Source organism: Arthrobacter sp. E1SS-5, assembly GCF_057073715.1.
In genome coordinates this window covers 218,106-237,456 of record NZ_CP172703.1, presented here as the reverse complement: position 1 = coordinate 237,456, position 19,351 = coordinate 218,106, and the positions used below count along the sequence as shown (strand labels likewise).

The window sequence follows — 19,351 nt, the reverse complement described above, 5'->3', positions numbered from 1 at the left end:
TCGGAAAGTTCTGGAGTCTCAGGCTTTGGCTGCCAGGTTCCGCTGCCGGACCCAGACGCCCAGGAGCAGGACGGCGGCGACCATCAGCGGTGCGGACCAGAGGAGGAGTCCGTTCCCGCCGGTGGGGTCGTACACCTCGGGCCGGGGCCAGGCGAGGTTGACCACCATGAGGCCGCCGTAGAGGACGGCGAGGATGTTGACGGGAAGGCCCCAGCGGCCGAGGGAGAAAAGGCCTGCCGGCATGGTCTGCCCCACCCGGTCCCAGTCGCCGCGGAGGCGGTTGACCAGCTGCGGGACGGTGACCAGGAGGTAGGCGATGTAGACCATGACGATGCAGACGCTGCACAGGGTGGTGAACAGGGCAGCGTTGCCAACGTTGATGGCCAGCACTCCCACTGCCAGGGCGCCGATCACTATGGAGGGCCACATCGGGGTGCCGCGGGTGGCGTGGACGGAGGAAAGCAGGGCCGACGCCGGGAGCTTGCCGTCGCGGGCCATGGAGAACACCAGCCGGGAACCGGCGGTCTGGATGGCCAGGGTGCAGACGAAGATGGCGATGGCCACGTCCACCAGCAGGACCTTGCCCCAGAAGGTACCCAGGACCGCGGTGAGGACGTAGGGCAGGCCTTCGGTGGCCAGGCGGCCGTCGTCAAGGCTGGGTGCAGCCATCAGGGCGGTGATGATCATCAGCGCCCCGCCGATCCCGGAAATGAGGAGGGCGGAGAGGATGGTCCGCGGAGCGGTGCGGCGCGGGTCCTTGGTTTCCTCGGACAGCTCGCCGGCGGAGTTGAAGCCCACCATTACGTAGGCGGCCATCAGTCCTGAGACCAGGAAGGCCCCCACCGCGCCGAGGTCCGAGCCCTGCAGCACCGTGGTGTCCGCGACAACATCCGGTCCGCGCTGGGCGGCGCTGACGAGGGCAAGGATGACGGCGGCAACGCCTACGATCTCGCAGGTGACACCCACCGAGTTCACGTGGGCCATGAGCTTGACGCCCAGGGAGTTGATGACAGTGGTGGCCACCAGGAGCACGGCGCCCAGGACCACGGCGTTGCTGGCGCCGGTGACTGTGTTGAGTGCGGGGTCGCCGCCCACCACCTGGAAGCCGTCCCAGAGTTGGGGCAGGACCACCTGCAGGGCGATGGCCGCGGCAGCTGCGGTCACCACCTGCGCGATGGCCATGAACCAGCCGGCGAACCAGCCGACGCCCTCTCCCCCGACGCGCCGCGCCCACTGGTACACGGCCCCGGAGAGGGGGTAGCGGGCGGCGAGTTCGGCGAAGTTCAGGGCCACCAGCAACTGGCCTACCAGGACGACAGGCCAGGTCCAGAAGAACGCGGGCCCGGCGAAGGAGTAACCGAACGCGAAGAGCTGGAAGATGGTGGTGAGGATCGAAACGAAAGAGAAGCCGGCGGCAAAGGAAGCGTAGCGGCCGAGCTTTCGGTGGAGGGTGGGCTGGTAGCCAAGGGACGTCAGGTCTGCATCGTCCTGGTGGACGGTGGGAAGAACGGTTGAAGTCATCGGGAATCTCCGGGCTGGAAAGGGATTGTGGGGCAAAGCCTCCCGGCACTGCAGCGCTCGGCCGAAGGCTGCGGATTACCGGTCAGTTGATAGTTTTCCAGCGGGATGTCCCCAAACAGTTTCACCCCTGTAAAAGGCGGATAGACATCTTGTTTCGCGCAAGTTTCCGTTCCCTCACAAGGGCGGAAGGCCTCTCCCGGGTTGTCCTTTGGTCCCGTGCGTGGTGCAAGAATGAGGCCGTGACTTCAGCCGGACCGGGACGTCCCCGCCACCAACAGCCCTCGCGGCCAGGCGCCACCGCACGTGACGAAATCCTCGACGCCGCGGCGGAACTGTTCACCACCCAGGGCTTTGCCAGCACCTCCACCCGCTCCATCGCGGACGCCGTGGGCATCCGGCAGTCATCCCTCTACCACCACTTCAAAACCAAGGACGACATTCTCGAGGACCTGCTGGAGGGAACCGTGTCCGGCGGCCTGAAGTTCGCCCGCACAGTTGCCGCGTTGCCCGCCGAGCAGGCTGGAACCGGCGGCCCGGTTGGAAGCCGCCTTCACGCCGTCGCGCTTTATGACGGAACGCAGCTGTGCAGCGCAAGGTGGAACCTTGGCGTCCTTTACCACTTGCCGGAAGTCCGCAGCACGCGCTTTGCCCGGTTCCTCAGTGAGCGGCAGGAGCTGCGGCGGCTGTACGGGCAGCTGGGTGGCGGGCTGTCAGCCACCGCCGCGGGCCCGGACGGGGGCGACTTCACCTTCCGACTGGTCGAATCCCTGATCTATCTGCGTGCCGATGGTGCCGTGACGGCGGAGTCCGCAATGCAGGCGGCGGACGCGGGACTGATCCTTTGCGGTCTGGGGGATCAACTGCCGGCCATCCGCACAGCGAGCCAGGCCTTGCTCAACCAACTGGCGTGAGCTGGAGACGCCCGCGTCCGTGATGCCCCGCCCAGCTTGCTCGGCTAGGCTCGGACCATGACGCGAGAGAACATCAGGACCCCCGACGGCGGCACTGTGGAGCTCTTTTCCACCGGCGCGGAACTGGCTTCGGCAGGTTCGGGCGTGGTGGTGGTGCCGCCCTCCATGGTGACGGCCGCTGACTACACCAAGTTTGCCCAGAAACTGAGTGCCTCGCTGGGGCGGCCGGTGCACACCTTTAACCGGCGCGGCCGCGGCTCGTCGTCGCCTCAGCCGGAGGACTACACGCTGGACGTGGACATCCGGGACCTGGACACCGTTATGAAGCACACCTCCAGCACGGACGTCTTCGGCCACAGCTTTGGCGGCGCCGTGGCCCTGCACGCCGCGCGGACCCTGCCCGTGGAACGGCTCGCTGTCTACGACCCCGCCGTTTCCGTGAACGGCAGCGTGACCGCCACCTGGATCGCCGAGTACGAGAAGGCCATTGCCGCCGGTGACGATGACCGCGCCCTCGCCGTGATCCAGCGCGGCCTGGAAGCCGGCGGATCCTTCTCATCGCGCATGCCGCTCTCCATGCTTACCCTCGCCAACAAGCTCACGGCCGGCACCACTGAAGGAAAGCAGCAGCGCGAACTCATGCGCACCGGCGTGCGGGAGATCAAGGCCATCATCGCGGCGGACATGCCTGCGGAGCCGTTCCTGGACCTGCCCCTGGAGACGCTGATCGTGGTGGGCGAAAAGAGCCCGGCCTACTTCGGCATCGCCTGCGGCCAGATCCACGACGTGCTGTCCGGCTCCAGCTACACCATCCTGCCCGGCTTCGGCCACGACGGCGCCATCAAGGCCCCGGACAAGCTGATCAAGGAACTGAGCGACTTCTTCGCCGGCTAGCGCGGCTTGCGCTAGTGTCCTGCGCCGTGGCCCGGACCGGCGCCCTCGGTCTTGCGCATCATGGCGGAAAGTACGACGGCGGCAAAGGCTATGACGGTTGCCGTCATGAACGCGGCGCTCATCCCGGCGACGAGCCCTGAAGCCGCACTCACCACCGCGAAGATGGACACCAGCAGTGCCGTGCCGGCGGCACCGGCCACCTGCTGGGTGGTGCTCATGATCGCCGACCCGTGGGAGTAGAGGTGCGGCGGCAGCGGGTTCAGGCCGGTGGTGAAGGCAGGGGTGAACAGCAGCGCCAGGCCGAAACTCAGCCCCACGTGAAGGGTGATGATCCACCAAACTGCCGTGCCGGCGTCGAGCATTGAAAACTGCCAGAGGGTCACCACCATCAGGATGGATCCGGTGACCGTGAGCGGCAGCGGGCCCACCTTGTCGAACGCGCGGCCGATCACCGGGCCCAGCAGGCCCATGGCCAGGCCGCCGGGGAGCAGCGCAAGGCCGGTTTCGAGCGAGCCGAGGCCGCGGACCTGCTGGAGGTAGAGCGGAAGCAGGATGACCCCTCCGAACAGGGCCATCATGGCCACCACCATCAGCAGGACCGAGACTGTGAACATCCGGAAGTTGAAGGCGCGCAGGTCCAGCAACGGCGCGGCGGCCTTCTGCAGCCGGACCTGGCGGAGGACAAACACGGCCAGGGCGGCGACGCCGATCACCAGGGCCGCGATGGCGCCGGCGCCCGGACCGGCCTGGCCGCCGTGGCCGCCGCCGATCTGGCTGAGCCCGTAGACCAGGCCGCCGAAGGCGGGGACGGTGAGGATGACGGACAGGGTATCCAGCCGCGCCTTTTCCACCTCGCCGACGTTGGTGAGGTACCTGGCGCCGATAGCCAGCGCCGCGAGGGCCACCGGGAGGACGAAGACGAACATGAAGCGCCAGGTGAAGTGTTCCAGGATCAGTCCGGAAACCGTGGGACCCATTGCCGGCGCAACCGAGATGGCGATGCTCACGTTTCCCATGACGGCGCCGCGCTTGGCCAGCGGGACCAGGGTGAGGATGGTGGTCATCAGCAGCGGCAGCATGATCGCGGTGCCGCCGGCTTGGACGATGCGGGCCAGCAGCAGGACCTCGAACCCCGGGGCCACCGCGGCAAGTGCGGTTCCGCCGGCGAACAGGCCCATGGCCAGCATGAAGACGCCTCGCGTGGAGAGGCGCTGGAGGATGAAGCCGGTGGTGGGGATGACCACGGCCATGGTGAGCATGAAGCCGGTGGACAGCCACTGGACGGTAGGCGCGTCGACGCGCAGGTCCACCATGAGCCGCTGCAGGGCGACGTTCATGATGGTCTCGTTGAGGATCACCACGAACGTCGCCACCAGCAGCGTGCTGATGATGGTCACTGACTCCCGGGACATCTTCTCCGGCGCGGCGGGTTGGCCGCCTTGGTGGGGTCCACCGCGGAATTCGTCGCGGGTGCCTTCGCCTGGGACGGGCTGGCCGCCGGCGTTCGGAGAGACTTCGGTAGACATGGGTGTTCCCTCAGGGGTGTTTTATGAGTGATGCGCGGTCGGCGCCGCTGCAGGTTCCAACACTCTACCCGCTGGAGTAATTCCTCCATACAGGGATAAAAACCCTGAGGGAACTTTAGGGGTTAGGCAGTCTGGCCTGCGTGCTGGCCTTCGGAGATTTCCTCAATCAGCTTGTTGTTGAAGGCCGGGAGGTCGTCCGGGTTCCGGCTGGTCACCAGGCCCTGGTCCACCACCACTTCCTGGTCGGTCCAGTTGGCGCCCGCGTTCTTCAGGTCTGTCTCCAGCGTGAAGTAGGACGTGACGTTCCGGCCCTTGATCACGCCGGCCTCGATCAGCAGCCAGGGACCGTGGCAGATCGATGCCACGGGCTTGTGCTGTTCGAAGAAGCTGCGGGTGAAGTTCTGCGCATCCTTGTCGACGCGCAGGTGGTCCGCGTTGACGACGCCGCCGGGAAGTACCAGGGCGTCAAAGTCTGAGGCGTTTGCTTCGGCGACGGTGAGGTCGACGTCGAAGGTGTCGCCCTTCTCCGTGCCCTCGTAGCCCTGCAGCTTGCCGCTCTTGGGAGCCACCAGGGTGGGCTCGCCGCCGGCGTCCTTCACTGCCTGCCAGGGACTGGTGAGCTCTACCTGCTCCACGCCGTCAGTCAGCAGGAATGCGACCTTCTTGCCTGCGATGCTGTGCTCTGACACTGTTCCTCCTCGCCTGAGGCGGTCCGCGGCCCTGAGGCGCGCAGCAACCGCCCGAGAGTTGATTGCCTGACATGTTCCAGCCTAGGAAAACCGAAAGTAATAAGCAAGCTGACTATCTTGGGCGCGGCAGAAGCCTGGAGATTCCTGCGCTGCGCAAGTTCCTTTTCGCTTCGGATGTTTGGGGTTCGACAAAGAGCCTTCGCATCGAAAACGTACGACGGCGGCGGCACGGGTTGGGTGCGCCGGCTTGCCTGCGCGGGTCCGGCGCCAGCGAGGCTCACAATGTCACACCCTCGCTGGATGATTCTCTTATGGGAATCAGCAGCGGCGTTGGGGTGGTCTTGGAAGGTGTTCCTGCCTCTGTGGCTGCCCTCGATGCCCTGGACCGTGAAGATGCTGCGATTGCGTCCGGGGCTGCTGTTGGTTCCGGTGTTGATGTTTGTTCGGGGGCTGCTGTTGGTTCCGGTGTTGACGTAATGCAGCGGCGGTATGAGATCCGGCTGGAACGGCTCGAAGTTATCGCCCGGCTGGAGGCCCGGCTGTCCGCGATGAAAGCCCGGGACGCCGCCGACGCCATCGGGTTCCAGCAGGCCCTGACGCCGCCCGACGCGTCCCTGCACGACCGCACCTACACGGAGATGTCCGTGGTCGAGGAGATCGCGGGGGTCCTGACCATCAGCTCCGCCACTGCGGGCGCGTTCGTGGAACAGTCCCGGAAGGTCTGCTCCCTGCCACCCGTCTTCGAGGCCCTGGCCGCCGGCGGCATGTCGTGGCAGCACGCGAAGGTCATCGCCGATGAAACCGAGGGCCTCGACCCCGCCGGTGCTGCCGGGCTGGTGGCGCACTTCTTCGACCCCGACGCACCCCACCCCGCCCGCGGGGCAGCCCCGGGCGAACTCGTCCCGTCCCGGTTCCGGGCCAAGGTGCGTGCCTGGCGGGAACGCCACCACCCCGAATCGATCGAGAAACGCCACGCCAAAGGGGTGGCAGACCGGCGGATGGAATACACCCCGGACAAGGACGGCATGGCCTGGGTCTCGCTCTACCTGCCCGGAGACACCGCCTGCGCCATCTGGAACCGCACCACCGCCATCGCCCGCGGACTCCAGGGCCCGGACGAACCACGCACCATCACCCAACTCCGTCCCGACATCGCAGCCTCCCTGCTCCTCGGATCAGGAACAGCAAGCGAACTCAAGGAAGTACCCACCCCGCGGGCCGATGTCCTGGTCATGGTGCCGGTACTCTCGCTGCTCGGGGCGGCCGATGAGCCGGCAGTACTGGACGGACTCGGCCCGATCCCGGCATCCATGGCCCGGAAACTCGTCGCCGACGGTGCCGACTCGTTCTACCGCGTCCTCGTCGACCCCAGGGACGGGGCACCGCTGGAAATCGGGAGGAAGAACTACCGGCTGACGGAGACCATCAAACGCTGGATCAGGATGCGCGACGCCAAATGCACCTTCCCCGGCTGCACCAACCGCACCCCGGACAACGAAACCGTCCACCTCCAAGCCTGGGAACACGGCGGCACCACCGGCACAACCAACCTGGCGCAGCTCTGCCCCAAGCACCACCGACTCAAACACCGCAGCACTTGGACACCGGACCCGGCCACCAACAACGACCCGCCCGGCTGGACCTCACCAACAGGATGCCACTACAACCCCGAACACCCAGACCCCCAACCAACCCACTGGCCACCAGGCATCGTGCCGGGACAACGAAGCCCGCTCGAAGAAGTTCTTCTGCAGCTGCTTGCTGCCTAGCCGCCTTGGCAACGTCACAACAGCCCGTGGTGCTAAGCCCTGTGGTGCTCGATGAGCCAGATTGCCATCTGCTGGGCACGCTGTGCGGCCAGCCGGTCTCCCTCGGTGGCCGAGATGATTGAGCCCTTCATCAGGATCTGGCAGGAACGGGCAAATTCTTCAGCACGCACCAGGCCGGCTTCTTCTGCCAAGGCCTGGATATGTCCTCGGATTCTGGCCAAGTAGTCGATGCTGGCCTGGCCCAAGGGGTGGGCAGGACCCATTTCCAGCAGGACGTTAACAAAGGAGCAAGCTTCGAAGTCATCACGCTGGAACCAGTCGCCAAACACGTCAAAAATGGCCAGCAACTGCTCCACCGGCCTACTCCCCCGGCGGCGCGCCTCAGTAAGGATGGCGTCAACCGTCCACTGCCGGTCCCGCCGCTCGAGGAACGCCAGCACCAACGAGTCCTTCGAGGGAAAATGCCGGTAAAAAGTGGCCTTGGCTACGCCGGACCGTTCGATGAGCTCGTTGACGCCCACATCTCGAACCCCGCGCCGCGAAAACAGCTCGTACGCCACCGAAAGGATCCGCTCCGCAGGGTTGGCATGCTCTGCCGGGTTGGCAAGATCCGTGAGGTTGGCAGGCTCTGTGGGGTGGGCAGGAGCAACCGCCGCCCCGGCTGTGAGGGCCGCGGCAGACGGTGAAAAATCTGCATTGGGATCCATTGCAATTGAAGTGTACTCCGGGGCAGACAGACCGGTCTTTCCCGCTGTACTGTTTTCCTACGCGCAGTGCTTTGAAGGCCGCGTAGGCCAGACCACCGGCCGCTTCGGAATGGTGCAAGGAGGCTCCAGATGACAGCAGAGCGGATGTTCGAGGGCGTTCCCTCAGCCCCGGACCCCTGGACGTCAAGTGACACTCCTGCCGAGATCCGGCAATTCGCCCTCGAGTCCCTCCGCTGGCAGGCCCAGGAGATCATCGACGAATTGCTGGCGGACACCAACCCCGCCGAAGAACTGGCCAGGGCACGGCTTCGCCGTTGCGTCGCCCGTAACCCGGGCCAGCCGGAGAAGGCACTCCTGGAACAGCTGATGGCCAGCGAGGACGGGTTGCACCTCTAGGCGGCGGCAAGTCAGGAACTCAGCGGGACATTGTCGATTAACCGCACAGGGCCCACCTTGGCCGCGATAAGCGCCAGGGCTTCGCCGCGGAAGGGAGTTTCCCGGCAGTTCTCCGCCAGCGGCTCAAGGGTCCCCGGATCCACCACATCGAAGTAGTCCAGTTCCACCAGGGGCTGGGACTCAACCATCGCCAGCGCAGAATCAAGGTCTAGAGGCTCGTGGGCATTCGCACGCTCCTCCAGCAGACGCAGCGCCCTGGACAGGACCAGCGCGGCATCCCGTTCGTCATCGGACAGGAAGCGGTTCCGGCTGGACAAGGCCAGCCCGTCCTCGGCACGGACCGTGGGGACGCCTACAATCTCCACCGGGAAGTTCAGGTCCGCAGCCATGCGCCGGACTAGTGCCAGCTGCTGGGCGTCCTTCTGGCCGAAGTAAGCCCGGTAGGCGGGGAGGCTGCCGGCGGATGTGCCCGCAGATCCCCCCGGAAGGCCGGCCGCCGGCAGGCCGTAGTGCAGCAGTTTGGCAACGACAGTCAGGGCGCCGTCGAAGTGGCCGGGCCGGGAGGCGCCTTCCCACTTCTCCCCAAGGCGTCCGGAGGTGATCCGCACCAAAGGCTCCCCGCCGGGATAGACCTCTTCCACGGAGGGTGCGAAGGCCAGGTCCACGCCCTGCTCCTCCAGCAGCGCAAGGTCCGCGTCAAGCGTCCGCGGGTAGCGGTCCAGGTCCGCGGCGTCGCCGAACTGAAGCGGGTTGACGAAGATGCTCGCCACCACCACGTCATTGTTTTCGACGGCGGTGCGGGCCAGCGCGGCGTGTCCCTCATGGAGCGCTCCCATGGTGGGCACCAGCCCCTGGGAGGTCCCCTGCTTTGCCGTAAGGAGACGGGCGCTTTCGGCGTGCAGGCCGGCCACGGTGGTGACGAGTTGTATGGACATTCAGTCCTCCTTCGGATCGAGGGCCTCGTGCAGCCCCTTCAGCTGGTCGGGTTTCAGCAGCCCGCGCCCTTCGGCGCGGAGGGCTGTGGCGCGCGCCATTGCAAGGTAGGCCTCCAGCACGTCCCCGTGCCCGCCGGCGTCGTACTCCCGCAACGCCTCGGCATGGGCACGGACCGTTCCCACGTCCCCGCGTGCCACGGGACCAGTCAGCGCAGACTCCCCCGAGGCCAGTGCGTTCTCCAACGTGGCCCGCAGCAGCGGCCCCAGCATACGCTCGGGCAATTCAACGCCCACCTCGCGCAGCAGTTGCGACGCCTGCGCCACCAGGGTGACCAGATGGTTGGACCCGTGGGCCAGGGCGGCGTGGTACAGCGTTCGGTCCGCCTCGGCAATGGCCACGGGTTCGGCCCCCATCTCCACCACCAGTGCCTGGGCGATGGGCAGCATGGGGGCGTCGGCCGTCACCCCGAAGGTGCAGTCCAGCAGCCGGGTGAGGTCCAGGCTCATGCCGGTGAAGGTCATGGCTGGGTGCAGTGCCAGTGGAACGGCGCCGGCGGCGCGGACCGGATGAAGTACGCCGACGCCGAACCGGCCGGAGGTGTGCGCCACGAGCTGGCCGGGCTGCCAGGCGCCGAGCTTGGCCAGCCCCTCCACCAGATCAGGCAGCGCGTCGTCCGGCACCGCCAGCAGTACCAGTTCCGCTCGTTCCACGATGTCCTGCACTTCCAGGATGGGCACGCCGGGGAGCAGGGTCTCGGCCCGCTCCCGGCTGGCGTCGGAGACGGCTGACACCCCGACGACGGCGTGCTCGGCTGCGCGCAGGGCGGCGCCAAGCACCGCCCCTACCTTGCCGGCGCCGATGATTCCCACGCCGAGGCGTCCGGGCTTAGCCATGGTGCTGACCTTCCTGTTGGTAATGAGTGCGGGGCTCTGGTGCAGCCGCAGGCTCGACGGCCGGCGTGGATTCGGGAACTGATACAACTGCCGGGACAACCTGCCGCAACCATTGTTCGGTGGTTTGACGCTTCCGTGCCAGCCGGGCGCGTGCGGACTGCCCGTCGAAGAGTTGCCGGGCCTCTTCCACCCCCGCCTGGGTCAGCCGCGGGGCCACCGGCCCGGCGGTGGTGTGCAGCACCAGGTCCGCCACCCGGAAATGGCGCGCCACGGGCCCTTGGTGAAGCGCCATCGACTGCGTGCGCTGGTGCGGGACAACAACCAGTTCCCGCCACCAGCGGCCGGAACGGATCAACAGAGCCGTGTCCGTGGCCGCAAAGCCGTTGCGCCGCCATGCCAAGGGTGCCAGCAGCCACGCCCGCCGCGGGGTGGTGACAAAGCCGCCGTCGGAATCGAAGCCGCCAAGCCCGGCATCGAAAACCGCCTCCGGCTGGTCGGTTCCGGGGTCTGGCAGGACCAGCGAGATCATCGCCAGGACGTCGGCAAATTTACCGACCGGCAGCAGGATGGTCCTGGTATTGCCTTCGACGGCGTTGCCCGACGTCCCGTAGCCAGCCACGTTCACCTGAATCCGGTACCAGCCGAACAGGCGCCACAGCGGCGGGTGGGCAATCTTCACGGCCTGGATCCGGCCCGGCGGCAGCGTCTGTGCCTGCGTGTCCAGCAGCCCGTACCGCAGCCGGATGCCATCCGGCGAGATGGCCGCGGTGAAGTTATACCCCTTGTTGAAGAAGTTCCAATAGCTTGCCGCCAGGCCAAGCGCGGCGGGCACCAGGTAAAAGTAGAAGGCCCGGTTGTCCGTCAGCGCGGACAGGACCACCGAAGCGGCGCCGCCCACCACGATGAAGAAGCTTTGCTCACTCAGCAGCAGCGATCCAATAAGGCGCGACGGCGGCACGGCCAGCACCGTAAACTCCGGCGCCTCAGGTGCGGGCTGGGTAAGCTGCCCCGCACCGTCCAAACCGCCCACGGAGCCACTGCCTGGGCTGGCGCCGGCAACAGCCCCGGAAGCGCGCGCCAGGATTGTGGCCCGCAGTTGGCGGGCGTCGGCGATCTTCAGGTAAGCCAGCCGCACCGCTGATTCGCCGGCGTCTGCCACCTCGAACCTGAGTTCGGCCAGGCCAAAGATGCGCGCCAGGAGGGGCTGCACGATATCGATGGCCTGTACCCGGTCCAGCCGCGCCTGCCGGTGCTGGCGGAAGAGGAGCCCGCTGTTGACCCGGACGTACCCGGCGGACACCTGGTATTTGGTGAAGTACCAGGTCAGGACGAATCCCAGCACGGCCACGGCCAGCACCACGGCACCGCCGCCAAGGAGCCAGGGTGCGCGGCGGTCAAACCCCTCCTCAAAAACTGGCTGGCCCTGCAGGGAACGCTCAAAAAGGTCCCGGCCAAAAAAGAAGGCGATGGCAGCCAGGGCAACCCAGCCGCGGACGAAAGGTGACGCCGGATGCACACGCAGCCACTCGCCGTCGGACGTTCTGCTGCTTTCCGGCCCCGCCGCCGCAGGAGGCAGGACCGGCTGCCCGGGCAGCTGGCCGTCAGCCGTCACAGCCCTGCCAGCCCTGCTTCGCCGCGGGCGGCCAGCTGTTCCCGGAGCCGTGCGCCTTCAGCAGCCGGAAGGCCGGGGATGCGGGCGTTGGTGCCGGGCGATGCCGTATGGAGCTTCACGGTACACAGTCCCAGGCCGCGCTCCACCGGGCCGACAGCAATGTCCACGTACTGCATGCGCCCGTAGGGAACGGCCATGGTGCGCTGGAAGAAGATGCCGCTCCTGACCAGCAGGTCGTCGCCGCGCTCAGCGTAGCCAATGGCCCTGACCTGCCGCGGGATGAGCACCAGCCGCCATACGGCAACCACCAGCATGACGGCCGGAACGGCAATGGCCAGCCACAGCGGGGGCCAGCGCCACCAGCCGAGGAGGACAAACACCAGCGGCGCGGAAAGGACCAGGACAGCGGCCAGGTTGGCCAGGGCCCATTCCACGAGGCGGACTGTTATGTACTTTGGTGACACCCGCTGCCAGGCGATACCCGGCGGGTCAATCGCCTCGGTACGCATATTCGCCTTCCCCAGCGGCCTCCCCGCGGGCAGGGCGGCCCTTCTTCCCGTCCAGGTTTGGGTCACCGTCTTCGGGCGGAATCTTGCAGAACCGCTCCACGATCAGCCCCACCACGATCATCACCAGGCCGCCGCCGGCCATGGCCAACGCCAGCCAGGTGATTCCCTGGTCACTGCGCATGCTCCAGATCCGCAACTGGTCCAGGAAGATGCCCACATGCCAGCCGAGCAGCACCGTTCCGGCGTACGCGCAGGCCTGGGCCAGGACCAGGGTCCGGGCGGCCAGGAGGGGGTCCAACTGCGTCTTCTTCGCCGTGCTGTTGGGCTTGTGGCTGTTGCGCCACCTCAGGACGCGGATACCCAGGATCAACGTGATGATGACGATGACGCCCATGGTGGCAAGCGCGGTGGCAGGAAGGACGGGCGTGGCGATGCTGTACCGGCTGGTCACCACTGTGGCAGACCAGCCGGCAATGGCGAGGATGACGCCGATCAGCAGCAGGCGCAGGGGGTTGATGGGTTTCATCGCTCCTCCACCGCGCCGGCCGTGGGCATCCCGTCAAAGTCACCGAAGCCGTCGAAGGGTGCCAGGCCGGCGAAGTCATCCGCCCGGGCGGCCAATACGCTGATCCTTTCGCCCCCCAGGGTGGCGGCCGGTTCGATCAGCGACCAGGGGTAGAGGACGAACGCGCGGGAGGCCGCACGGGGGTGCGGAATCGTCAGTGCGGGATCGTCGCTGCGGAGGTCCCCGTAGGTGATGATGTCGACGTCGAGCGTCCGCGGCCCCCAGTGCACCTCGCGGACGCGGAGGTGCTTGTTCTCCACGGCCTGGCAATGTTTCAGCAGTTCCATGGGTGTGAGGCTGGTTTCCACGGTAATGACCATGTTCAGGAAGTCGGGCTGTCCGGCGGGTCCGCCTACGGCCTTCGTCTGGACAATGGGTGAGACGGCAAGGAGGCGAACCTCCGGCGGATCCACCAGGTCCGCCACGGCCTCGGTCAGGGTCTCGTTCCGCTCACCAAGGTTACTGCCGAGGGCGAGCACCGCCTTTGTGTAGATGCCGTTCATGTCCCGGTCCCGGACAGTGCGTCGGCGGGGACCCGCGTCCGGTGGACGGTGACCGCCACGTCGCCGAAGGGAACCTCGATCGGGGCCTGCGGTTTGTGGACGGTGATCTCCACGGCCTGGAGCTTGAACTCGGCAAGGAGGCTGTCGGCGATCCGCACCGCAAGTGCCTCGATGAGGTTCAGGGGCTCCCCGGAGATCCACTCGGTTATACGCTGCGCCACCTCGCCGTAGTGTGCAGTGTCCCGGACGTCGTCGGACTGCGCCGCTTCGGTGAAGTCGAGGTAGAGCACCGCGTCCACCACGAAGGGCTGGCCCTCCCGGCGTTCGAAATCGAAGACACCGTGATGACCCACTGCGGTCACTCCGGTCAGCGTAATCCTGTCCATGGGTCCCCCGGCCCTACTGAGTTTTGGGTACGGCTGGTGTTGTGGGTCCGGCCGCCATGCGCGCGGCCACCTTGACGGCGTCCAGGCTTGAGCCGACGTCGTGGACGCGGACCGCCCAGGCACCGCGGTAGGCGCTGATGGCCGTGATGGCCGCCGTGGCGCCGTCCCGTTCCTCGGGACCGGCGGCTTTCCCGGCCACCGTGAGCAGGGTACCCAGGAAGCGCTTGCGGGAGGCACCCACCAGGACCCTGTGGCCCAGGCTGTCCAGCTGGTCCAGGTTTTGCAGCAGTTCCCAGTTCTGGGCGTCGTTCTTGGCGAATCCCAGGCCCGGGTCAATGATGATCTGTTCCGGGCTGACGCCGGCGGCATAAAGCTTGTCGCGTACTCCCGCCAGTTCCGCCACCACTTCCCCGGCGACATCGGTGTACTCGGCAAGCGAGTTCATGGTGCGGGCGTCGCCGCGGCGGTGGGTGAGCACGTAGGGGACCTTGGACGCTGCCACGAACTCGGCCATTTCGGGCTCGATGCTCAGGCCCGAAATGTCGTTGATGATGGCGGCGCCTGCCTTGACTGCCGCTTCCGCAGTGGAGGCATGGGTGGTGTCGATGCTGACCAGGGCCCCGGCCTTAACCAGGGCCTCGATAACGGGCAGGACCCGGCGCTGCTCTTCGTCCGGGCTGACGTCGTCCGCACCCGGTCTGGTGGACTCGCCGCCGACGTCGATGATGTCCGCACCGGCGTAGAACATCCGCAGGCCGGCCGCGATGGCGGTGTCCGCCGTGGCGTGCTTTCCGCCGTCGCTGAAGGAATCAGGGGTGACGTTCAGGATGCCCATGACCAGGGTCCGGCCGGTGGGCAGGTCTTCGAAGCGCGCCGCCGGGCGGGGCTTGCGCAGGATGGGCAGCGGGGAGGTTGCGGGCCCCGTTCCGGGGGCTGCAGCGAGTGAATCCATGGTGTGTGGTTACCTTCCGAGGATGAGGCTCATGGCTTCGGCACGGGTGGCCGGGTCATGAAGCTGCCCGCGGACCGCACTGGTGACGGTCTTCGCTCCGGGCTTGCGGATGCCGCGCATGGACATGCACATGTGCTCGCATTCAACGACGACGATGGCGCCGCGGGGCTTGAGGTGGCTGACCAGCGCTTCGACGATCTCAGTGGTGAGCCGTTCCTGCACCTGCGGCCGGCGGGCGTACATGTCCACCACCCGGGCAAGCTTGCTCAGCCCGGTGACCCTTCCGTCGTGCGAGGGGATGTAGCCAACGTGGGCCACGCCGTGGAACGGCACCAGGTGGTGCTCGCAGGTGGAGTAGAAGGGAATGTCCTTGACCAGGACCAGTTCCTCGTGGTCCAGGTCAAAGGTGGTGGAAAGAATTTCCGCAGGATCGTGGTGCAGCCCGGCAAACATCTCGGCGTACGCTTTTGCCACCCTCTTCGGGGTGTCGAGGAGGCCGCCGCGGTCCGGGTCCTCGCCGATGGCGAGGAGGATTTCGCGGACGGCCGCCTCAATCCGTGGCCGGTCCACCTTCTGGCTTGTTGGATGGTGGGAACCGTCCTCCGCCAGGTATCCGGCGGAGGCGGGAACGTCGTCGTCGTCGAAGGAAGTCACAGGGAAAGCTTAGCCGCGAAGGGTGTCAGGCCCCGAGTCGGTGACTCCGCCCTTGAACGGTGCATCCTCCGGAACGCCCTGCGGATGCGGAGGCTGGGCGTCCAGCGGCTCATCCAGCCGGGCCTTCTTCGCCTCTTCCTGGGCTTCACGCTCGGCCCGCTCCTGGCGGGTCTCCACCGGTCCAGCCAGGACGGGGCGGGTTTCCTTGGACAGCCACACCTCGCGGAAGTCGCGCTTACGCACGTCCCGGAAGATGTCGGCGATCTCAGCCTGGTTGAGGGTTTCCCGCTCCAGCAGCTCAAGGGCCAGCAGGTCCAGGATGTCTCGGTTCTCGGTGAGGATTTCGTAGGCCTCATCGTGGGCCTGCTCAATCAGGCGGCGCACTTCCTCATCCACCACGTAGGCGATCTGGTCCGAGTAGTTGCGCTCATGCCCGGCGTCCCGGCCCAGGAAAGGCTCGCCGCCGCCCTGGCCCAGGCGCACGGCACCGACGCGTTCGCTCATGCCGTATTCGGTGACCATCTTGCGTGCGGTCCCGGTGGCCTTCTCAATGTCGTTCGAAGCGCCCGTGGACGGGTCGTGGAAGACGATCTCCTCGGCCACGCGGCCGCCCATGGCGTAGGCCATCTGGTCCAGGAGCTCGTTGCGGGTGACGGAGTACTTGTCATTCTCCGGAACCACCATGGTGTAGCCCAAGGCACGGCCGCGGGGAAGGATGGTGATCTTGGTGACCGGGGCCGAGTTCCGCAGGGCCGCGGCCACCAGGGCGTGGCCGCCTTCGTGGTAGGCAGTGATCTTGCGCTCGTGTTCCTTCATGACGCGGCTGCGCTTCTGCGGGCCGGCCATGACGCGGTCGATCGCTTCGTCCAGCGCGCGGTCATCGATCAGATTGGCGTTGGAGCGCGCGGTGAGCAGCGCTGCTTCGTTCAGGACGTTGGCGAGGTCCGCACCGGTGTAGCCGGGGGTCTTCTTGGCCACAGCCTTGAGGTCGACGCCGGGCGCCATCGGCTTGCCCTTGGCGTGCACCTGCAGGATCTGGTCGCGTCCGATCAGGTCCGGCGCTTCCACCGAGACCTGGCGGTCGAATCGGCCGGGGCGCAGCAGCGCGGGGTCCAGGACGTCGGGCCGGTTGGTGGCGGCGATCAGGATTACGTTGGTCTTGACGTCGAAGCCGTCCATCTCCACCAGCAGCTGGTTGAGGGTCTGCTCGCGTTCGTCGTTGCCACCGCCGATGCCGGCGCCGCGGTGGCGGCCAACAGCATCGATTTCGTCCACGAAGATGATGGCCGGCGAGTTGGCCTTGGCCTGCTCGAAGAGGTCGCGGACGCGGGACGCGCCGACACCGACGAACATTTCCACGAAGTCCGAGCCCGAGATAGAGAAGAAGGGCACGCCTGCTTCGCCGGCAACTGCGCGGGCCAGCAGGGTCTTACCGGTGCCTGGAGGGCCGTAGAGCAGCACGCCCTTGGGGATCTTGGCGCCCACCGCCTGGAACTTGGCCGGTTCCTGCAGGAATTCCTTGATTTCCTGCAGTTCCTCCACAGCCTCGTCCGCGCCTGCTACGTCAGCGAAAGTGACCTGCGGCATGTCCTTGCTGACCATCTTGGCCTTGGACTTGCCGAACTGCATGATCTTGGAGCCGCCGCCCTGCATGCGGGTCATCAGGAACCAGAAGAGGGCGCCCAGCAGGATGACAGGGATCAGGAGGGAGAGCAGGCCGGAGAACCAGTTGCTTTCGATCGGCTGGTCGGTGAAGCCCTGGGCAGGCTTGGCGTCGGTGACAGCCTTCACCACATCCTGGGCACGGGCGTCCACGAAGAAGAACTGGACACTCTTGCCCTTGTCCTGCCCGTCCAGCTGCAGGTCGTCCTTCAGCGTGAGGTCAACGCGGTTCTCGCCGTCGAAGATCTTGGCCTGCTCCACCTTGTTGCTGGAGAGCAGTTCCAGGCCCTTGTCCGTGTCGATCCGGGCCGCACCGCCGGGGGCGAGCGTTGCAAAAGCCACGAGGAGCAGACCGACCACAACGACGATCCAGATGCCCGGGCCTTTGAAGAAGTTCTTAGCTTTCATCTGTTCGGGGGCTGGCCCCGTCCTTCCGGTAGTGCTTCACGGCGAGTACTCTGCGCACGTGATGGTGCTGCGTCAGCTTCTAGCTATACACCGTCCGGAGTACATCACGCATAGCGAAAAGCAAAAGTTCCCTGTGGGCGTAGCGGGACAGACAGCGCACCGAATGCGTTGGAAGGGGCTGGGTTTACTCGTATACGTGCGGGGCCAGGGTTCCGACGAAGTCCAGGTTCCGGTACTTCTCGGCATAGTCCAGGCCGTATCCCACCACGAACTCGTTGGGGATGTCGTAGCCGACGTACTTGACGTCGATCTCCACCTTGGCGGCGGTGGGCTTGCGGAACGCGGTGCAGATTTCCACCGAGGCGGTCCCGCGGGATTCCAGGTTGGTCTTGAGCCAGGACAGGGTGAGGCCGGAGTCGATGATGTCCTCGACGATCAGCACGTCCTTGCCCATGAGGTCCGTGTCCAGGTCCTTAAGGATGCGCACCACACCGGAGGACTGGGTTCCCGAACCGTAGGAGGACACGGCCATCCAGTCCATGGAGATGTGGCTGTGCAATGCCCGGGCCAGGTCCGCCATAACCATCACAGCGCCCTTGAGGACGCCCACAATGAGGATCTCGCGGCCTTCGTAGTCCTTGTCGATCTGCGCAGCGAGTTCTGTGATCCGCTGCTGGATCTGCTCCCTGGAGTAGAGAACGTGCTTGAGGTCTGCCTGGACGTCGTTTGAATCCACCAATGGCTCCTGTTTAGATGCGGGGTGCGACTATTTTGCGGGCGGTTTTTGAGGCCGGAATACTAGCTTCCCACAGCGCGCCCGTTCGCGGGGAACAGAAGAGCCACCCCCGGCCGCAGCCGGGCCGGTGCTGCCCTTCGATTCCTCAAGTTGCGCCAGCGACAACCGGTACACACTTACGCCGCCGGGAAGCTCAACAGGACCGGCCGAACCCTGCCGCCGCAGCAGCGCTTCCGCCGCCAAAAGGCGCTGGTAGCTGGGCTGCTGCCCGCCGACGTCGGCCGCTGCCTTGGCGATCACCCGGAACCGGATGGCCGGGGCCAGGGCGCGCAACGCTTCCTCCGGCAGGCTCAGCCCGCCGTCGTCCCGCATCACGAGCGATGCGTAGGTGCTTTCCGCCACATCCTCCAGGTAGTCAGCGTCCAGCTGCAGGATGGCGGCGGTGCGGGCCAGCGATTCGGCCACGCCGGGGCCGAGTTTTTCCTCAAGGTGCGGGAGGACCTCCACGCGCGTCCGCGACCGTGCAAAGGCGGGATCGGCGTTGGTGGGGTCGTGCCATGGGTCCAGCTCCTCCACCGCGCAGATCTCCTCCGTATCTGCCCGACGGAGCCCCAGGAAAGGACGGAGCAGTTTGCCCCGGGTTGGACGCATGCCGGCGAGCGAGCGGGTGCCGGAGCCGCGGGCCAAGCCCAGCAGTACCTGTTCGGCCTGGTCGTCGAGGGTGTGGCCCAGCAGGATTGCCTCCGCGCCTTGTTCCGCGGCGGCGGCTTCAAGGGCCGCGTGCCGGGCCTCGCGGGCAGCTGCTTCCGGGCCCATGCCGGCGCCGGCCACGGTGACCGTCCGGACTTCCACCGGTGAGAGGCCAAGCTCCTGCAATGCCCGGGCGGTGCGGGCGGCAATGTCGGCCGATCCGTCCTGCAGCTGATGGTCCACCACCGCAGCCCCCACGGTGACAGGGTGGCCTTCCACGTGGCCGCGGCGGGCAAAGTAGGATGCGACGGCGGCAAGCGCCAGGGAATCCGGGCCTCCGCTGCATGCCACCATGACGTGGCGGGGGTAACCCGCCTCCGCCAGGGCGTTCTGCAGCATCTTGCGCGCAGTGCCGACGACGGGCGCAAGCCT

The 19,351-nt window shown here is 66.7% G+C and carries 20 protein-coding genes; 4 read left to right on the top strand and 16 right to left on the bottom strand.

Going from position 1 to position 19,351, the window contains the following annotated elements; translation table 11 throughout:
* Nucleotides 1-18: 18 nt before the first annotated feature.
* Nucleotides 19-1,521, bottom strand: a complete 1,503-nt coding sequence (locus ACIGJD_RS01185) for an amino acid permease (protein WP_483687935.1) — start codon at nucleotides 1,519-1,521, stop codon at nucleotides 19-21.
* Nucleotides 1,522-1,760: 239 nt separating this feature from the next.
* Between ACIGJD_RS01185 and ACIGJD_RS01180 the strand changes: the two genes are divergently transcribed.
* Both ACIGJD_RS01180 and ACIGJD_RS01175 read left to right on the top strand, forming a co-directional pair.
* Nucleotides 1,761-2,432: a TetR/AcrR family transcriptional regulator gene (locus ACIGJD_RS01180; protein WP_483687934.1), complete on the top strand. Its 672-nt coding sequence runs from the start codon at nucleotides 1,761-1,763 to the stop codon at nucleotides 2,430-2,432.
* A 57-nt stretch (nucleotides 2,433-2,489) separates the two neighbouring features.
* Nucleotides 2,490-3,326 carry an alpha/beta fold hydrolase gene (locus ACIGJD_RS01175; protein ID WP_483687933.1) on the top strand — a complete coding sequence of 279 codons (837 nt, stop codon included), beginning with the start codon at nucleotides 2,490-2,492 and terminating at the stop codon, nucleotides 3,324-3,326.
* 11 nt (nucleotides 3,327-3,337) lie between these two features.
* Here ACIGJD_RS01175 and ACIGJD_RS01170 read toward each other — a convergent pair whose 3' ends face one another.
* Complete coding sequence (locus ACIGJD_RS01170) at nucleotides 3,338-4,852, bottom strand: DHA2 family efflux MFS transporter permease subunit (RefSeq protein ID WP_483687932.1); 1,515 nt, start codon at nucleotides 4,850-4,852, stop codon at nucleotides 3,338-3,340.
* A gap of 122 nt (nucleotides 4,853-4,974) precedes the next feature.
* The gene (locus ACIGJD_RS01165; protein ID WP_483687931.1) at nucleotides 4,975-5,541 is read right to left on the bottom strand and encodes a type 1 glutamine amidotransferase domain-containing protein; all 567 of its coding nucleotides are present in this window, start codon (nucleotides 5,539-5,541) and stop codon (nucleotides 4,975-4,977) included.
* 311 nt (nucleotides 5,542-5,852) lie between these two features.
* Here ACIGJD_RS01165 and ACIGJD_RS01160 point away from each other — a divergent pair, with 311 nt between their 5' ends.
* Complete coding sequence (locus ACIGJD_RS01160; RefSeq protein WP_483687930.1) at nucleotides 5,853-7,310, top strand: HNH endonuclease signature motif containing protein; 1,458 nt, start codon at nucleotides 5,853-5,855, stop codon at nucleotides 7,308-7,310.
* A gap of 32 nt (nucleotides 7,311-7,342) precedes the next feature.
* Here ACIGJD_RS01160 and ACIGJD_RS01155 read toward each other — a convergent pair whose 3' ends face one another.
* On the bottom strand, nucleotides 7,343-8,017 hold the full coding sequence (locus ACIGJD_RS01155; RefSeq protein ID WP_483687929.1) for a TetR/AcrR family transcriptional regulator: 675 nt from the start codon (nucleotides 8,015-8,017) through the stop codon (nucleotides 7,343-7,345).
* 129 nt (nucleotides 8,018-8,146) lie between these two features.
* Here ACIGJD_RS01155 and ACIGJD_RS01150 point away from each other — a divergent pair, with 129 nt between their 5' ends.
* Nucleotides 8,147-8,413: a hypothetical protein gene (locus ACIGJD_RS01150; protein ID WP_483687928.1), complete on the top strand. Its 267-nt coding sequence runs from the start codon at nucleotides 8,147-8,149 to the stop codon at nucleotides 8,411-8,413.
* A gap of 11 nt (nucleotides 8,414-8,424) precedes the next feature.
* Here ACIGJD_RS01150 and ACIGJD_RS01145 read toward each other — a convergent pair whose 3' ends face one another.
* From ACIGJD_RS01145 to tilS, 12 genes are all read right to left on the bottom strand, one after another.
* Nucleotides 8,425-9,348: a 4-phosphopantoate--beta-alanine ligase gene (locus ACIGJD_RS01145; RefSeq protein ID WP_483687927.1), complete on the bottom strand. Its 924-nt coding sequence runs from the start codon at nucleotides 9,346-9,348 to the stop codon at nucleotides 8,425-8,427.
* Entirely contained in the window at nucleotides 9,349-10,242 is an 894-nt protein-coding gene (locus ACIGJD_RS01140) for a Rossmann-like and DUF2520 domain-containing protein (protein ID WP_483687926.1), read from the bottom strand. It lies immediately after the preceding gene.
* Entirely contained in the window at nucleotides 10,235-11,854 is a 1,620-nt protein-coding gene (locus ACIGJD_RS01135) for a PH domain-containing protein (protein WP_483687925.1), read from the bottom strand. The genes ACIGJD_RS01140 and ACIGJD_RS01135 overlap by 8 nt, the downstream gene beginning before the upstream one ends.
* Nucleotides 11,851-12,363 (bottom strand): PH domain-containing protein, encoded by a 513-nt coding sequence (locus tag ACIGJD_RS01130; RefSeq protein WP_483687924.1) that lies wholly within the window; start codon nucleotides 12,361-12,363, stop codon nucleotides 11,851-11,853. The genes ACIGJD_RS01135 and ACIGJD_RS01130 overlap by 4 nt, the downstream gene beginning before the upstream one ends.
* A complete protein-coding gene (locus tag ACIGJD_RS01125; RefSeq protein ID WP_483687923.1) occupies nucleotides 12,344-12,889 on the bottom strand; it encodes a DUF3180 domain-containing protein in 546 nt (181 codons plus the stop codon). The genes ACIGJD_RS01130 and ACIGJD_RS01125 overlap by 20 nt, the downstream gene beginning before the upstream one ends.
* Entirely contained in the window at nucleotides 12,886-13,431 is a 546-nt protein-coding gene (gene folK / locus ACIGJD_RS01120; RefSeq protein WP_483687922.1) for a 2-amino-4-hydroxy-6-hydroxymethyldihydropteridine diphosphokinase, read from the bottom strand. The genes ACIGJD_RS01125 and folK overlap by 4 nt, the downstream gene beginning before the upstream one ends.
* The gene (gene folB, locus ACIGJD_RS01115) at nucleotides 13,428-13,817 is read right to left on the bottom strand and encodes a dihydroneopterin aldolase (RefSeq protein ID WP_483687921.1); all 390 of its coding nucleotides are present in this window, start codon (nucleotides 13,815-13,817) and stop codon (nucleotides 13,428-13,430) included. Before folB ends, folK begins: the two co-directional genes overlap by 4 nt.
* Before the next feature lie 13 nt (nucleotides 13,818-13,830).
* Nucleotides 13,831-14,769 carry a dihydropteroate synthase gene (folP, locus tag ACIGJD_RS01110; protein WP_483687920.1) on the bottom strand — a complete coding sequence of 313 codons (939 nt, stop codon included), beginning with the start codon at nucleotides 14,767-14,769 and terminating at the stop codon, nucleotides 13,831-13,833.
* A 9-nt stretch (nucleotides 14,770-14,778) separates the two neighbouring features.
* Nucleotides 14,779-15,423, bottom strand: coding sequence for a GTP cyclohydrolase I FolE (folE, locus tag ACIGJD_RS01105; RefSeq protein WP_483687919.1), 645 nt, complete (start codon nucleotides 15,421-15,423; stop codon nucleotides 14,779-14,781).
* Between the two features lie 9 nt (nucleotides 15,424-15,432).
* Nucleotides 15,433-17,493: an ATP-dependent zinc metalloprotease FtsH gene (gene ftsH / locus ACIGJD_RS01100; RefSeq protein WP_483687918.1), complete on the bottom strand. Its 2,061-nt coding sequence runs from the start codon at nucleotides 17,491-17,493 to the stop codon at nucleotides 15,433-15,435.
* A gap of 184 nt (nucleotides 17,494-17,677) precedes the next feature.
* Entirely contained in the window at nucleotides 17,678-18,229 is a 552-nt protein-coding gene (gene hpt / locus ACIGJD_RS01095) for a hypoxanthine phosphoribosyltransferase (protein ID WP_142042755.1), read from the bottom strand.
* A 30-nt stretch (nucleotides 18,230-18,259) separates the two neighbouring features.
* Entirely contained in the window at nucleotides 18,260-19,318 is a 1,059-nt protein-coding gene (gene tilS, locus ACIGJD_RS01090; protein ID WP_483689560.1) for a tRNA lysidine(34) synthetase TilS, read from the bottom strand.
* Between the last annotated feature and the right edge of the window lie 33 nt (nucleotides 19,319-19,351).